The sequence below is a fragment of the Streptomyces sp. NPDC001315 genome (assembly GCF_042896175.1).
Lineage (GTDB): Bacteria > Actinomycetota > Actinomycetes > Streptomycetales > Streptomycetaceae > Streptomyces.
This window is the reverse complement of sequence record NZ_JBIAWZ010000001.1, coordinates 941,523-955,966: the sequence shown is the minus strand read 5'-3', so window position 1 is coordinate 955,966 and position 14,444 is coordinate 941,523. Positions and strand designations below refer to the sequence as shown.

Genomic DNA, 14,444 nt, shown 5'->3' with positions numbered 1-14,444 from the left:
GACGGAGTGGGGCCCGCACCTGGGTGCGGGCCCCACTCCTGTGCGACGGGCAGCCGCCGTTCAAGGCATACAGCGCGTTGTGCCGGCGCGTCGCTTCAGGCGGCCTGCCGCCTGCCCGTGATCACGAACGCGGACACCAGCAGGGCGGCCAGTGCGATCAGGGCGCCGACGCCGAACGCGCGGGCCGCTCCCTCGGTGAGGATCTCGGCCGGCGATCCGGTCGCGTGCCGGGTCGCCGTGCCGAAGACGGTGACCAGGACGGACAGTCCGAGCGTGCCGCCGAGCCACTGGAGGGTCTGGAGCAGGCCGGAGGCGGCGCCCGCCTCGCGCGGCTCGACGCCCGCGAGGATGGTCGCGTTGAGCGGCATGAAGCTCAGGCCGACGCCCAGGCCCATCAGCAGCAGCGGACCGAACAGGCCCGCCAGATAGCCGTCTCCGGATTCGAGCCGCCACAGCCACACGCCGGAGGCGATGAGCAGGGTCATGCCGGTGAGCAGCACCGGCTTGGCGCCGAGGCGCGCCAGGAGCCGTGGCACGAAGCGCACGGTCGTGAACATCGCCAGCGTCATGGGCAGGAAGGCGAACCCCGCGCGCAACGGGCTGTACTCCAGGACCTGTTGGCTGATCAGGGTGAGGAAGTAGAAGGCGCCGAACATGCCCGCGGGCAGCAGCAGGACGCCCGCGTAGCCGCCCGCGCGGTTGCGGCTCGAGAACAGGCGCAGCGGCAGGATCGGCTGGTCCGCGCGGGACTCGATCAGCGTGAAGCCGGCCAGCAGGGCCGCCGCCGTACTGAAGCCGACCTGTGCCTGGGTATCGCTCCAGCCGCCCTCCGAGACACGGATGAACGCGTACACGAGCGAGGTCATCCCGGCCGTGCCGGTGAACGCGCCCGCCGCGTCGAACCGGCCCGCGTGGCGGGGGGTTTCGGTGACGAAGCGGGGGAGGGCGGCGGCGACCGCGATGCCGATCGGCACGTTGATCAGCAGGGCCCAGCGCCAGGACGCCCAGGAGGTGAGCATGCCGCCGAGGACCAGTCCGAGGGAGGCGCCGATGCCCGCCATGGACGCGTAGACGCCGAGGGCGTGGTTGCGGCGCGGGCCTTCGGGGAAGTTGGTGGTGATCAGGGCGAGGGTGCTGGGCGCGGTGAGGGCGGCGCCCACGCCCTGGAGTGCGCGGGCCGCGAGCAGCCAGGCGCTCTCGGTGGCGAGGCCGCCGAGGAGGGAGGAGCCGGCGAAGAGCAGCACGCCGACGGCGAGCGTACGGCGGCGGCCCGCGATGTCGCCGACGCGTCCGCCGAGGAGCAGCAGTCCGCCGAAGGCGAGCGTGTAGGCGTTGAGGACCCAGGACAGGCCCATGGGGGAGAAGTCGAGGTCCTGCTGGATGTCGGGGAGGGCGACGTTCACGACGGTGGAATCGACTCCGACCATGAGATAGGCGGTGACGATGACGAGGAGGACGGTACGCAGCCGGGCGCTTTCGCGCGGGGCGGGGGGCGCTGCGGTGGCCGTGGAGCGGGTGGACGGGGTGGACATGGAGTGCTCCCTGTCTGGTGTCCCCGCGGTGATGTGGTGGAACATGCGGGCAGCACGGACTGCCCGCAGAGATAAGCGGGGACTGTCTCCGTTTAATGCTCGATAAGATACGGAGAGGGTCCCCGGTTTGCAAGGAGTAACTGGATGACGCAGGTCAAGCCCATGCGCGCGGACGCTCGGCGCAACTATGAGCGGTTGCTGAAGGCTGCGGCGGAGGCCTTTGCCGAGCATGGGGAGGGCGCGTCGCTGGATGACATCGCCAAGCGGGCCGGCGTCGGGTCCGGCACGCTCTACCGCCACTTCCCGACGCGGCAGGCGCTGCTCGAGGCCGCGTACGTGGACCGCATCGAGGCGCTGGCCGTACGGGCCGAAGAACTCGGGAAGGAACTGCCTCCGGGCGAGGCGTTGGTGGAGTGGCTCTACGAGCTCTGTGTCGGGACGATCCAGGTGCGCGGCCTGAAGGCCCTGCTGGGCTCGGCCGTCACGGACGGCAGCTCGGCCACGGTGACGGCGTGCGGCACCTCCATGAAGGGAGCGGCGACGCGGCTGGTCGAGGCGGCGCAGGAGGAGGGGACGCTGCGACGCGACATCGAGCCGATCGAAGTCCTGCGGCTGGCCCACGGTGTGGCGACGGCGTCGGAACTGGCCGACGGGCAGGGGAGGTCCATCCGCCGGTATGTGTCGCTGCTGACGGAGGGGCTGCGGGCGTAGGCGGTGAAGCGGCTGCGGGTGGGGGCGGTGGAGGGGCTCGCCCGTCGCCGGCCGAGCCCCTTGTCTCCGCGTGCCCCCTTCGGGGCCCGGAGGGCTACAGCGCCTGGGCCGCCGGCTTCACCATGTTCCGTACGGTGCGTGCCTTGACGAAGTCGCCGATCGCGGTCATTTCCCACTCGCCGGAGAACTGCCTGATCAGCTTCGCCATCAGCACGCCCGTCTGCGGCTCGGCGTTGGTGAGGTCGAAGCGGACGAGTTCCTCGCCGGTCGCGGCGTCCAGCAGGCGGCAGTAGGCCTTGGCGACCTCGGTGAACTTCTGGCCGGAGAAGGAGTTGACGGTGAAGACCAGGCCGGTGACTTCCTGCGGCAGACGGCCGAGGTCCACGGTGATCACCTCGTCGTCGCCACCGCCCTCGCCGGTGAGGTTGTCACCGGAGTGTTTGATGGCGCCGCCCACGATGGAGAGCTTGCCGAAGTAGCAGCTGTCGACGTGGTTGCGCTGCGGGCCGTAGGCGATGACCGAGGCGTCCAGGTCGATGTCGCTCCCGCGGTACGCGGGTTCCCAGCCGAGGCCCATCTTGACCTGGGAGAGCAGGGGGCGGCCACCCTTGACCAGGGAGACGGTCTGGTTCTTCTGGAGGCTGACCCGGCCCTTGTCGAGGTTGATCTTCCCGGTGCCGGGGGCGGCGGCCGGCGGCGCGGGCGGAGCCGGGGGAGCGGTCAGGGGCGGGGCGGGCGCAGTGACAGGGGGCTGCATGGTCGGCTGGGGCGGGGCGACCGGCTGCGCGGGGGCGGGCGGGGCGGCCGCGGCGGGTTCCTCGACCGACACGCCGAAGTCGGTGGCGATGCCGGCCAGGCCGTTGGCGTATCCCTGGCCGACCGCGCGGGCCTTCCACGCGCCGTTGCGGAGGTAGACCTCGACGACCACCAGTGCGGTCTCGGTGCCGAGCTGCGGGGGCGTGAACGTGGCCAGGACGCTGTTGTCGTCCGCGTTGCGGATCGTGGCCGTGGGCTCGATGCCCTGGAAGGTCTGGCCCGCGGCGTCCGGGCTCGCGGTGATGACGATCTTCTCGATGCCCGGGGGCACGACGGAGGTGTCGACCGTGATCGCGTCGGGGGCCGTGCCGCCGCCCGAGCGGTACGTCACGCCCGGGCCGGTCGGCTGGTTGTAGAAGATGAAGTCGTCGTCGGAGCGCACCTTGCCGTCGGCGGTGAGCAGCAGGCCCGATACGTCGAGCCGCACGGGGGCGGCGACGTCCACCGTCACGCGGGCGGCGGACAGAGGGATGTTCGAGCCGGGGGTCATAGCTGTCATGCCGGGTGAACGAGCGGGGTCGCTTTACCGTTCCCTTACCCAGCGGCCAATTGGGTGCGGCGTCCCGGGCGGGTGATTCGCCCCCGCCCCTCGGCGCGAGGGGGTGCGGTCAGTACGGCCAGATCGGCGGGTCGCTCACGAAGTGGCCGCCCAGATGGGCGTGCGCGATGTTGTCCGGGTCCAGCTCGCCCTGCTCGGCGATCAGCTTCTCGGCGTACGGCTCGGAGTCGTCCCGCGGCTCGTAGCCGAGCGCCCGCGCGGTCGTCAGGTCCCACCACAGGCGCGTGTTCGCGGATGAGCCGTAGACGACGGTGTGGCCGACGTGCTCGGCGGTCAGGGCCGCGTGGAAGAGGCGGGCGCCGTCGGCGGGGCTCATCCAGATCGACAGCATGCGCACGCTGGTGGGCTCCGGGAAGCAGGAGCCGATGCGCACCGAGACGGTCTCCAGGCCGTGCTTGTCCCAGTAGAGCTGCGCGAGGTCCTCGCCGAACGACTTGGACAGGCCGTAGAAGGTGTCCGGGCGGCGCGGGGTGTCGATCGGGATCAGGGGGGCGTCTGCGAAGGGCGCGGGCGTGAAGCCCACCGCGTGGTTGGAGGAGGCGAAGACGATGCGCCCGACACCCTCCTCGCGGGCGGCCTCGTACAGGTTGTAGGTCCCCTCGATGTTCGCCCTGAGGATCTTCTCGAAGGGGGCTTCCAGGGAGATGCCCGCGAGGTGGATGATCGCGTCGACACCCCGGACGGCCTCTCGCAGGGCCTCCCGGTCGGCCAGATCCGCCGTGATCGCGTCCGGGTCGCCCTCGATCGGGCGCACGTCGAGGAGGCGCAGCTCGTAGCCGAAGGCCGGGAGCAGGTTCCGCATCAGGGTGCCGAGCCCGCCGGCGGCGCCGGTGAGCAGAACGGTGCGGGGAGCGGGCATCCTCGGGTCTCCTTGGGTCCGCCGCCTAAGACAGGTGGCCGCATCTGTGGACGATATTCACATCCGTGGAAACGCTAAGGATCGTCGGCAGGTCCCGTCAAGTGTGGCGCGGATGTGGCGCGGACCTGGTGAATCCGCTTCTGTGTCGGGGATTTGGGCGCTTGACCGGCCCGGAACGGCCTCCATAGGGTGAGCATGTTCAGAAATGTAGACACCGATCAGAAGCATGAGCGCGGATCGGAAACGTGAGCGCCTGTCCCAGGGAGAGCCCGTGACGCCAGCCCCTCTCGCCGCTCGACTCGGCATCCCCAGCGGGCCGCTGTTCTTCCCCGTCACCGCCTACGGGCCCGACGGCTCCGTCGACCTCGACGTCTACCGCACGCACGTGAGCCGTGGAGTCGAGGCCGGTGCCGCCGCCGTCTTCGCCTGCTGCGGCACCGGGGAGTTCCACGCGCTGGCGCCCGAGGAGTTCGAGGCGTGCGTACGGGCGGCCGTGGAGGCGACCGACGGGCGCGTCCCGGTGGTCGCGGGCGCCGGGTACGGGACCGCGCTCGCCGTACGGTACGCGCGGCTCGCGCAGGCGGCCGGCGCGGACGGCCTGCTCGCCATGCCGCCGTACCTCGTGGTCGCCGGCCAGGAAGGGCTGCTGCGGCACTACCGGGACGTGGCCGCGGCGACGGACCTGCCCGTCATCGTCTACCAGCGCGACAACGCCGTGTTCACCCCGGAGACCGTGGTCGGGCTGGCGCGCACGGACGGGATCATCGGCCTCAAGGACGGCCTCGGCGACCTGGACCTCATGCAGCGGATCGTGAGCGCCGTACGGTCCGAGGTGCCCGGCGACTTCCTGTACTTCAACGGCCTGCCGACCGCGGAGCAGACCCAGCTCGCCTACCGCGCCCTCGGCATCACCCTCTACTCCTCCGCCGTCTTCTGCTTCGTCCCCGAGATCGCCCTCGCCTTCCACCAGGCGCTCCGGACGGGCGACGACACCACCGCGCACCGCCTCCTGGACGGCTTCTACCGCCCCTTCGTCGAACTGCGCGCCCAGGGCCGTGGTTACGCCGTCTCCCTGGTCAAGGCCGGCGTACGGCTGCGCGGGCTCGACGTCGGGGAGGTGCGGACGCCGCTGCACGAGCCGACCGAGGACCATGTCAAGCAACTCGCTCAGGTGATCGAACGCGGTTACGCGCTGCTGGAGGAGGACAAGTGAAGGCGTCGGCATTCGTCTACCCCTGGGACGTCAACGGCGATCCGGAAGCGCCCGCGCGCATCGCCGCCCTCGGCGTCGAGCAGGTCACCCTCGCCGCCGCCTACCACTCCACCCGCGCCCTGACCCCGCGTCACCCGCGCCACCGCATCGTCACCGCCGAGCACGCGGCCGTGCTCTACCCCGCCGACGGCCGCTGGGCGGGCCGTGCCCTGCGCCCGTACCCGGCCGGGGACTGGGCGCCCGGGGACGCCTACGGCGAGGCGGCCGCCGCGCTCTCGGCCGCCGGTCTGGACGTGCACACCTGGGTGGTCCTCGCGCACAACTCCCGCCTGGGCGCCGAGCATCCGGACACCTCGGTCGTCAACGCCTACGGCGACCGCTACCCCTGGGCGCCGTGCATCGCGCAGCCCGCCACGCGCGCGTACCTCGTCGACCTGGCCGCCGAGGCCGCCGTACGCCCCGGCGCGGGCGGCACCGAGCTGGAGTCCCTCGGCTGGTACGGGCTGCCCCATCTGCACGCCCACGACAAGACCGGCGGGGTCGGCCTGGGGGACGCCGGACAGTACCTGATGGCGCTCTGCTTCTGCCCGGCCTGCCGGGCGGGGTACGGAGAACAGGGCCTGGACGCCGACGAGTTGGCGACCGCCGTACGCGACGCGCTCGAGCCGCTGTGGCAGGGCGCGGCCGACGACGGAGGCTGGGCGGGTGTCGAGAAGATGCTCGGCGAGACGTACGCGACCGCCACACGCGCGTGGCGCGACGAAACGGCCCGCACGCTCCAGGAGGCGGCCGTCGCCGCGGTCCGCGCGGCCGCACCCGACGGTTTCCAGGTCCTGCTGCACGCGGACCCGGTGCCGTACCACTGCGGCGCGAACGCCGGCGTCGACCCCGCGCACATCCTGTCCGTCGCGGACGGCGTGGTCGTGCCCTGCGCGGGCGGCACCGGCCTCCTGACGCCCTTCGCGGAGCAGGGGCGGGAGGGGGCGGTCGTCGCCGCCAACTTCACCGTGGTCTCCGGGATGGGCGGCAGCCCCGGCACCCTGGCGGCGGACGCGGCACGGGCGCGCGACCTCGGCGCCACCCAACTGCGCCTCTATCACGCGGGGTTGGCGTCGGACGGCGACCTGGCTGCGGTGCGGGAGGCGCTCGCCGCACGCTGAAACAGCGGTACGACCGCCACCGGCAGTGCCGCACCGAACAGCACCAGCAGCGGCTGGTAGGGGACCAGTTCGACCAGGCCCGCGCCCACGGCCAGCCCGATCGCGTTCGGCGCGAACATCAGGGTGTCGGCGCCGGCGGCGGCGCGGCCCAGCAGCGGGCCCGGGGTCTCACGCTGTACGGCGGTGAGCGCGGCGATCAGCACGCAGGGCAGCCCCATGCCGATCGCCGCGCCGCACCCCAGGGCCACCGCGTCGGAGGGGACCGCCCGCAGCGCCACGGCGACGGCGGTCAGCGCGATCCCGGTCGCCGCGAACCACCGTTCACCGAGGCGGCGCAGAACCGGACCGGAGGCCAACCCGACCGCGACCGACCCGGCGCCCTGTACGGCGGCGAGCGCGCCGGTGAACGCGGGGGAGTGGCCGAGGCCGTCCACGACGGCGTAGACCAGCGCTCCGTTGAGCCCCGCGAAGAGCATCGTCGTACCGCCCGCCAGGACCAGGCCGCGCAGCCTGGGGTGCGCCCACAGGTGGCGGGCGCCCTCGGCGGTCCGCTCCCGCCAGCCCGTCGTGGGCGGCTCGGGCCTGCTCTCACGGACCCGGACGCAGGCGTAGAGGAGGGCCGCGCACACGAAGGTCACCGCGTCCAGGAGGGCGACGCTCGGGCCGCCGTACGCCGCGTAGACCCCCGCCCCCGCCGGCGGGGCCACCAGCTTCATGCCCTCCACGGCGGTCATCCGCAGCCCGTTGAAGTCGCCGAGCAGCGCCGGGTCCACCGCGGCGGCGGCCAGCGCCGACTTGGCCGCCTCGTGGACGACGGACGCCGCGCCGTACACGAACAGGACCGTGAAGAGCAGCCACAGACCGCCCGGGGAGTCGACGATGAAGAGCGTGGGCAGCAGTGCCGCCATGAGCAGGTCGACCGCGATCAGCAGCGGCTTGCGGCGGGTGCGGTCGGCCAGGGTGCCCAGCAGCGGGCCGGCCAGGGACGGCGCCCACATGGCGAGCATGCACAGCGCCGCCAGCCCGTCCGAACCCGTCAGGTCCTTCACCCACACGCCGGCCGCCAGCCACAGCGCCGAGGTGCCGAATCCGGAGACCACGAGGGCCGCCAGATACAGCGCCGCGGTGCGGTCGCGCAGCACGCGCACCACTGTCCAGGTTGTCGTCATGCCTGGTCATCGTGGTGCTAAGGCGGGGGCACGGGCATCGGGCAGGTGCCGTAGAAGCCGCGATGGGTTCCGCGGTCGCCGTCGGTCTGCCGTTCCTGGGGACTGAGCGGCCGGGACCCGGGCCGGAAGCCGTGAACGATCCCGATCGGAGAGCGGGCGGGGGCCGGGAAACGTAGTCTCCCGGCCATGCCCATGAGCCTCACCGTCCTCGGCACCGCCTCCCCGCACCCGCAGCCGGACCGCCCCTGCTCCGGCTATCTGCTCCGTGGTGGGGGCGCCGAGGTGTGGGTGGACGCCGGACCGGGAACCTTTGCCGAGTTGCAGCGGCACACCGATCCCGCTCGGCTCACGGCGATCTGGATCTCCCACCTGCACGCCGATCACAGTGCCGACCTGCTCTCCGCCGTCTACGCGTTCGCCTACGGCGGGCTCACCCCGCCGGCCCCGATCCCCGTGTACGCCCCGGAGGACTGCGCGCGCCGCCTCGCCGGGTTCTTCGGGCGTCCGGACATACGCTTCCTGAGCGGCGTCATCGACCTCCGTCCCGTGCACGACGGTCATGTCGCACAGCACGGGAACCTCCGGCTCGCCTCACACGCCGTCCTCCACGACACCGAGGCGTACGGACTGCGCGCCGAATGCCAGGGGAGCGTCCTGGCGTACTCCGGGGACAGCGGTCCCTGTGACGCGCTCACCCGACTCGCCCACCGCGCCGACGTGTTCCTCTGCGAGGCCGACATCGACCGCCGTCGCGAAGGCGAACGCCAGGTGCATCTCACACCCGAGGACGCGGCCGCGTACGCGAAGGGCGCGCGAGAACTTCTGATCACCCATGTGGGTCCCACACTCACCCGGGAGGCGGCCGTCGAACGCGCCGCCGCGCTCTTCGGCGGCAGGACCTCCGCCGCGCGCGAGGGTGAGACGCGGAACTTCTGAGGCGTCCGCGCCCCTTCCGTCCCGGCAACCTCGACTTCCTTTGCCAGAAGCATTGACGAAACACAGGGCCACTCCTACCTTCAACGCGTCGTACTTCGTACGTCATATATGAGACGCGATACGCGAGATCCGATACGCGAGATCCGAGAGGCGCGCATGACCTCTGTGCCCACGCCGATCCCCTCCCGCACGCAGTTCGTGCTGGAAGGGATCAAACACCGCATCCTCACCGGAAAGTTGACGCCCGGTCAGGCCTTGGTCGAGACCGAGCTCGCCGCGCAGTTCGGGGTGTCCAAGACCCCGGTGCGCGAGGCGCTCAAGACCCTGGCCGGCACCGGACTCGTCGTGATGAACCAGTACAAGGGCGTCACGGTGCGCATGGTGGACGCGGACATGGCGCGCGAGGTCTACGACGTCCGGCTGCTCCTGGAGCCCGAGGCGCTGAAGCGTGCGGTACGGCGCGGGGCCTCCCTGGACGCCGCGCGTGACGCGCTGACCCGGGCCGACGACGCCACGGACGCCGCCGAACGCTCCCTGGCCAACCGGGAGTTCCACCGCGCCCTGTACCTGCCGTGCGGCAATCCGCTGCTGGGCCGCATGCTCGACGAGGTCCGCGACCAGGCGGCCCTGGTCTCCGCGGTCGCCTGGGCGGCCTCGCCCTCCTGGGAGCGGGAGGCCGGTGAGCACCGGGAGATCCTGCGGCTCGCCCTGGCCGGGGACGCGGACGGTGCGGCGAGCGCCCTGCACGCCCACATCGCGTCCTTCGTGCGGCGAGCGTTTCCCCAGGCCGAGGCAGAGGAAGGTCAGGAATGAGCAGCGTGGCGTTCGAGACCCAGCGGGCGGCCCTGGCCGACGTGGTGGCGATCCCGGTGACCCCGTTCGCTGAGGACGGCTCCGTCGACGAGCACGCTCACCGGGCTCTGCTGCGCCGTCTGCTCGACGGCGGGATCACCACCCTCACTCCCAACGGAAACACCGGCGAGTTCTACGCCCTCACTCCCGAAGAGCGCCGTCTGGTCACTGAGTTGACGATCGATGAGGCGGGGGATCGTTCAATGATCCTCGTCGGGGTCGGGCACGACATCCCCACCGCCGTCGCCTCCGCGCGCCACGCCCGCGAGCTCGGCGCGCAGATGGTGATGGTCCACCAGCCAGTCCACCCCTACGTCTCGCAGCGCGGCTGGGTCGACTACCACCGCGCCATCGCCGAGGCCGTGCCGGAGCTGGGTGTCGTCCCGTACATCCGCAACGCGCAGCTGGCCGGCGCCCGCCTCGCCGAGCTCGCCGACGCCTGCCCGAACGTCATCGGCGTCAAGTACGCCGTCCCCGACGCCTCCCGCTTCGCCGCCTTCGCCCGCGACGCCGTACTGGAACGGTTCGTCTGGGTCGCCGGTCTCGCCGAGCCCTACGCCCCTTCGTACTTCTCCGCGGGGGCCACCGGCTTCACCTCCGGACTCGTGAACGTCGCCCCGTCCGTTTCGCTGAACATGATCGAAGCGCTTCGATCCGGTGACTACCCGGCCGCCATGAAGGTCTGGGAACAGATCCGCCGCTTCGAGGAACTGCGTGCGGCGGGCGGTTCCGCCAACAACGTCACCGTCGTCAAGGAAGCCCTTGCCTCCCTCGGCCTGTGCCGTCGCGAGGTCCGCCCGCCCAGCAGGGCCCTGCCGGAGCAGGAGCGGGCCGAGGTCGCCGCCATCGCCGCCGGGTGGTCCATATGAAGCCCGGGGAAGAGCGCCCGGTGAAGCGCCCGGAGGAGCTCAGAAGTCATCAGTGGTACGGCACCGACGGACTGCGTTCCTTCAGCCACCGCGCCCGCACCCGCCAGCTCGGCTACCTCCCCGAGGAGCACCTCGGCAAGCCCGTCATCGCGATCCTCAACACCTGGTCCGACATCAACCCCTGCCATGTGCACCTGAGGGACCGGGCCCAGGCCGTGAAGCGGGGTGTGTGGCAGGCGGGCGGCTTCCCGCTGGAGTTCCCGGTGTCGACGTTGAGCGAGACCTTCCAGAAGCCGACGCCGATGCTCTACCGCAACATGCTCGCGATGGAGACCGAGGAACTGCTGCGGTCGTATCCGGTGGACGGTGCCGTGCTGATGGGCGGCTGCGACAAGACCACCCCCGCCCTCCTCATGGGGGCGGCCTCCGTCGACCTGCCGACCGTCTTCGTGCCCGCCGGGCCCATGCTGCCCGGACACTGGCGCAACGAGGTCCTGGGCTCCGGCACCGACATGTGGAAGTACTGGGACGACAAGCGGGCCGGCCTCATCGGCGACTGCGAGATGGCCGAGCTGGAGAACGGGCTCGCGCGTTCGCCCGGGCACTGCATGACGATGGGTACGGCGTCCACGCTGACGGCCGCCGCGGAGGCGCTCGGTGTGACGGTTCCGGGGGCGTCGAGCATTCCCGCCGTGGACTCGGGGCACGATCGGATGGCCGCGTCATCCGGCATGAGGATCGTTGAACAAGTCCACAAGGGGCGGACCCTCTCCGCCATCCTCACCCGTGACGCCTTCGAGGACGCCGTCACCACCGTCCTCGGCCTCGGCGGCTCCACCAACGCCGTCATCCACCTGATCGCCATGGCGGGCCGCGCCGGCGTCACTCTCACCCTCGACGACTTCGACCGCATCGCCCGCACGGTCCCCGTTCTCGCCAACGTCCGCCCCGGCGGCCGGACGTACCTCATGGAGGACTTCCACTTCGCTGGCGGCCTCCCCGGGTTCCTCTCCCGCATCCCGGACCTGCTCCACCTCGACCGGCCGACGATCTCGTACGACACCCTGCGCGAGCAGATCACCGGCGCCCAGGTGCACAACGACGACGTCATCCGCCCGCGGGACAACCCGGTCGCGGGCGAGGGCGGGGTCGCCGTCCTGCGCGGCAACATCTGCCCGGACGGCGCCGTCATCAAGCACATCGCCGCCGAGCGGCACCTGCTCAAGCACACCGGAACCGCGGTCGTCTTCGACGACTACAGGACGATGCAGCGGACCATCAACGACCCGGAGCTCGGCATCACCGCGGACAGCGTGCTGGTGTTGCGCAACGCCGGCCCCAAGGGCGGCCCGGGCATGCCGGAGTACGGGATGCTGCCCATCCCCGACCATCTGCTCAAGCAGGGCGTGCGGGACATGGTGCGGATCTCCGACGCCCGGATGAGCGGCACGAGTTACGGCGCCTGTGTGCTGCACGTGGCACCGGAGTCGTACATCGGCGGACCGCTCGCCCTGGTGCGCACGGGCGACTCGATCAGCCTGGACGTCGAGGCACGCACCCTCCATCTCGACGTGGACGACGAGGAGCTGGAGCGGCGCAGGGCGGAGTGGACACCGCCGCCCGTGCGCTACGAACGCGGCTACGGCGCGCTCTACAACGAGCAGGTCACCCAGGCCGACACCGGCTGCGACTTCGAGTTCCTGGCCCGGCCGGGCAAGGTGCCGGACCCGTACGCGGGGTGAGGGCGGCCTTCCGGGCCTCCCGCTCCCTTGATCCGCAGATCGAACGAGAAAACGAGATCGAACGAGACACGCGAAGCGCTTCACGCATGAGCTGGTAGCAAGCGCTTCCTGCGCGACGCAACGCAACCCGCCCCCCGCACACGACCCACCGCAAGCGAACGGAGAACAGTCATGGCCCAAGCCGCAGCCGTGGCGAAACCGCCCGCGCCACCCCGGCGGCGCCGTGCCTCCGCCACGCCCCGCAGGCTCCCGTATCTGCTGATCGCCCCGGCGGCCCTGCTGATGCTGGGCTTCATCGCCTACCCGGTCATCAGCGTCTTCTACTACAGCCTGCAGAACTACAACCCCACCAAGCCGTGGCGAAACGGCTACGCGGGCTTCGACAACTTCGTCCACGCCTTCACCGACGACCCGCAGTTCTGGGACACGCTGACCTTCAGCGCCAAGTGGGTCGTCGTCGAGGTCGGGCTGCAGTTGCTGTGCGGTCTCGCGCTGGCGCTGATCGTCAACCAGACCTTCGTCGGCCGGGGTCTCGGCCGTGCTCTGGTCTTCTCCCCGTGGGCCGTCTCCGGCGTGCTGACCTCCGCGATCTGGGTGCTGCTCTACAACTCCCAGACCGGCATCACCCGTTACCTCGCGGACATGGGCATCGGCGACTACGGCACCAGCTGGCTGTCGGACACCTCCACGGTGTTCCCGGCGGCGATCGTCGCCGACCTGTGGCGCGGTGTCCCCTTCTTCGCGATCCTCATCCTCGCCGACCTCCAGTCCGTCTCGAAGGACCTGTACGAGGCCGCCGAGGTCGACGGCGCCAGCCGGCTGAAGCAGTTCTGGCACATCACGCTGCCCCACCTGAAGGACGCGATCGTCCTGTCCACGCTGCTGCGCGCGGTCTGGGAGTTCAACAACGTCGACCTGCTCTACACCCTCACCGGTGGCGGCCCGGCCGGCGAGACCACGACGCTCCCGCTCTACATCGCCAACACCAGCGTCGACGCCCACAACTTCGGCTACGCGTCCGCCCTGACCACGGTCGCGTTCGTGATCCTGCTCTTCTGCTCGGTCGTCTATCTGCGGCTGAGCAAGTTCGGAGGCGAGGACAAGTGATCACCAAAGAGGCGACCGTGGTCGCACCCGCTCCCGAGCGGGTCGCCCCCGAAGCCCCGGGCCCCGCCAAGCGCCGCCGGGCCTGGGACGAGGCCCCGCGCTGGCAGATCTACCTCCCCCTGTCGGTCTACCTGCTCTTCACCCTGATCCCGTTCTACTGGATCCTGCTCTTCGCCGTGCGCCCGGCCGGCTCGACCTCGCTCGTGCCCTGGCCGATGACCTTCGACCACTTCGAGAAGGTCTGGACGGAGCGGAGCTTCGGCACGTACTTCCAGAACAGCGTGCTCATCGGCGTGGCGACCCTGTTCCTGACCACCGTCGTCGCCCTGGCCGGCGGCTACGCGCTCGCCCGGTTCGACTTCAAGGCCAAGCGGGCCTTCATGCTGGCCCTGCTGTGCTCGCAGTTCGTCCCGGGCGCGCTGCTCCTGGTGCCCCTGTTCCAGATCTTCGCCAAGCTCCAGATGATCAACTCGCTGGGCAGCGTCATCATCGCCGAGACGGTCTTCCAGCTTCCGCTGTCGATGATCCTCATCAGCGGCTTCATCCGGAACGTGCCGTACTCCCTGGAGGAGGCCGCCTGGGTGGACGGCTGCACCCGGTTCACCGCCTTCCGTATCGTCGTACTGCCGCTGCTGCGGCCCGGGTTGATCGCCGTCGGCTCCTTCGCCTTCGTGCACGCCTGGAACCACTTCCTGTTCGCCCTGATGTTCCTGTCCGACCAGAGCAAGCAGACCATCCCGGTCGGCCTCAACACCCTGATGAGCTCGGACAGCGTCGACCTGGGCGCGCTGGCCGCGGGCGGCATCATCGCGGCCGTACCCGTCGTGATCGTGTTCGCGTTCATCCAGAAGTGGCTGATCACCGGCTTCAGCGCGGGGGCGGTGAAGGGATGAGTTGTCGAACGTCTGGGCGATCAGGC

At 71.1% G+C, this 14,444-nt stretch carries 13 protein-coding genes; 9 read left to right on the top strand and 4 right to left on the bottom strand.

The features are described from left to right. Positions 1-95 precede the first annotated feature (95 nt). The gene (locus ACFY16_RS04185; RefSeq protein WP_390645514.1) at positions 96-1,532 is read right to left on the bottom strand and encodes an MFS transporter; all 1,437 of its coding nucleotides are present in this window, start codon (positions 1,530-1,532) and stop codon (positions 96-98) included. A 144-nt stretch (positions 1,533-1,676) separates the two neighbouring features. Between ACFY16_RS04185 and ACFY16_RS04180 the strand changes: the two genes are divergently transcribed. After that, entirely contained in the window at positions 1,677-2,243 is a 567-nt protein-coding gene (locus ACFY16_RS04180; RefSeq protein WP_390645513.1) for a TetR/AcrR family transcriptional regulator, read from the top strand. 94 nt (positions 2,244-2,337) lie between these two features. On the opposite strand, the gene ACFY16_RS04175 is transcribed toward ACFY16_RS04180, so the two are convergent. Together ACFY16_RS04175 and ACFY16_RS04170 are read right to left on the bottom strand one after the other, a co-directional pair. Further along, positions 2,338-3,549: a TerD family protein gene (locus ACFY16_RS04175; protein ID WP_390646089.1), complete on the bottom strand. Its 1,212-nt coding sequence runs from the start codon at positions 3,547-3,549 to the stop codon at positions 2,338-2,340. Between the two features lie 118 nt (positions 3,550-3,667). Next, positions 3,668-4,477 carry an NAD-dependent epimerase/dehydratase family protein gene (locus ACFY16_RS04170; RefSeq protein WP_390645512.1) on the bottom strand — a complete coding sequence of 270 codons (810 nt, stop codon included), beginning with the start codon at positions 4,475-4,477 and terminating at the stop codon, positions 3,668-3,670. A gap of 271 nt (positions 4,478-4,748) precedes the next feature. Between ACFY16_RS04170 and ACFY16_RS04165 the strand changes: the two genes are divergently transcribed. Next, complete coding sequence (locus tag ACFY16_RS04165) at positions 4,749-5,690, top strand: 5-dehydro-4-deoxyglucarate dehydratase (RefSeq protein ID WP_390645511.1); 942 nt, start codon at positions 4,749-4,751, stop codon at positions 5,688-5,690. Then, the gene (locus ACFY16_RS04160) at positions 5,687-6,850 is read left to right on the top strand and encodes a hypothetical protein (RefSeq protein ID WP_390645510.1); all 1,164 of its coding nucleotides are present in this window, start codon (positions 5,687-5,689) and stop codon (positions 6,848-6,850) included. The genes ACFY16_RS04165 and ACFY16_RS04160 overlap by 4 nt, the downstream gene beginning before the upstream one ends. Here the strand turns inward: ACFY16_RS04160 and ACFY16_RS04155 are convergent. After that, a complete protein-coding gene (locus ACFY16_RS04155) occupies positions 6,787-8,019 on the bottom strand; it encodes an MFS transporter (protein WP_390645509.1) in 1,233 nt (410 codons plus the stop codon). The genes ACFY16_RS04160 and ACFY16_RS04155 overlap by 64 nt on opposite strands. A gap of 186 nt (positions 8,020-8,205) precedes the next feature. Between ACFY16_RS04155 and ACFY16_RS04150 the strand changes: the two genes are divergently transcribed. From ACFY16_RS04150 to ACFY16_RS04125, 6 genes are all read left to right on the top strand, one after another. Then, positions 8,206-8,955: an MBL fold metallo-hydrolase gene (locus ACFY16_RS04150; protein ID WP_390645508.1), complete on the top strand. Its 750-nt coding sequence runs from the start codon at positions 8,206-8,208 to the stop codon at positions 8,953-8,955. 156 nt (positions 8,956-9,111) lie between these two features. Continuing rightward, positions 9,112-9,768: a GntR family transcriptional regulator gene (locus ACFY16_RS04145; RefSeq protein WP_390645507.1), complete on the top strand. Its 657-nt coding sequence runs from the start codon at positions 9,112-9,114 to the stop codon at positions 9,766-9,768. Beyond that, positions 9,765-10,676, top strand: a complete 912-nt coding sequence (locus ACFY16_RS04140; RefSeq protein WP_390645506.1) for a dihydrodipicolinate synthase family protein — start codon at positions 9,765-9,767, stop codon at positions 10,674-10,676. The genes ACFY16_RS04145 and ACFY16_RS04140 overlap by 4 nt, the downstream gene beginning before the upstream one ends. Beyond that, positions 10,673-12,418 carry an L-arabinonate dehydratase gene (araD, locus tag ACFY16_RS04135; protein ID WP_390645505.1) on the top strand — a complete coding sequence of 582 codons (1,746 nt, stop codon included), beginning with the start codon at positions 10,673-10,675 and terminating at the stop codon, positions 12,416-12,418. The genes ACFY16_RS04140 and araD overlap by 4 nt, the downstream gene beginning before the upstream one ends. Before the next feature lie 171 nt (positions 12,419-12,589). Continuing rightward, complete coding sequence (locus ACFY16_RS04130; protein WP_390645504.1) at positions 12,590-13,525, top strand: carbohydrate ABC transporter permease; 936 nt, start codon at positions 12,590-12,592, stop codon at positions 13,523-13,525. Next, a complete protein-coding gene (locus tag ACFY16_RS04125) occupies positions 13,522-14,418 on the top strand; it encodes a carbohydrate ABC transporter permease (RefSeq protein WP_390645503.1) in 897 nt (298 codons plus the stop codon). The genes ACFY16_RS04130 and ACFY16_RS04125 overlap by 4 nt, the downstream gene beginning before the upstream one ends. The last annotated feature ends 26 nt before the right edge of the window (positions 14,419-14,444 follow it).

Bases quoted from the DNA above. Each gene is read 5' to 3' on its own strand.
- ACFY16_RS04185 (WP_390645514.1), bottom strand. From the start codon at position 1,532: ATGTCCACCCCGTCCACCCGCTCCACGGCCACCGCAGCGCCCCCCGCC.
- ACFY16_RS04180 (WP_390645513.1), top strand. From the start codon at position 1,677: ATGACGCAGGTCAAGCCCATGCGCGCGGACGCTCGGCGCAACTATGAG.
- ACFY16_RS04175 (WP_390646089.1), bottom strand. From the start codon at position 3,549: ATGACCCCCGGCTCGAACATCCCTCTGTCCGCCGCCCGCGTGACGGTG.
- ACFY16_RS04170 (WP_390645512.1), bottom strand. From the start codon at position 4,477: ATGCCCGCTCCCCGCACCGTTCTGCTCACCGGCGCCGCCGGCGGGCTC.
- ACFY16_RS04155 (WP_390645509.1), bottom strand. From the start codon at position 8,019: ATGACGACAACCTGGACAGTGGTGCGCGTGCTGCGCGACCGCACCGCG.
- ACFY16_RS04150 (WP_390645508.1), top strand. From the start codon at position 8,206: ATGCCCATGAGCCTCACCGTCCTCGGCACCGCCTCCCCGCACCCGCAG.
- ACFY16_RS04145 (WP_390645507.1), top strand. From the start codon at position 9,112: ATGACCTCTGTGCCCACGCCGATCCCCTCCCGCACGCAGTTCGTGCTG.
- ACFY16_RS04140 (WP_390645506.1), top strand. From the start codon at position 9,765: ATGAGCAGCGTGGCGTTCGAGACCCAGCGGGCGGCCCTGGCCGACGTG.
- araD (WP_390645505.1), top strand. From the start codon at position 10,673: ATGAAGCCCGGGGAAGAGCGCCCGGTGAAGCGCCCGGAGGAGCTCAGA.
- ACFY16_RS04130 (WP_390645504.1), top strand. From the start codon at position 12,590: ATGGCCCAAGCCGCAGCCGTGGCGAAACCGCCCGCGCCACCCCGGCGG.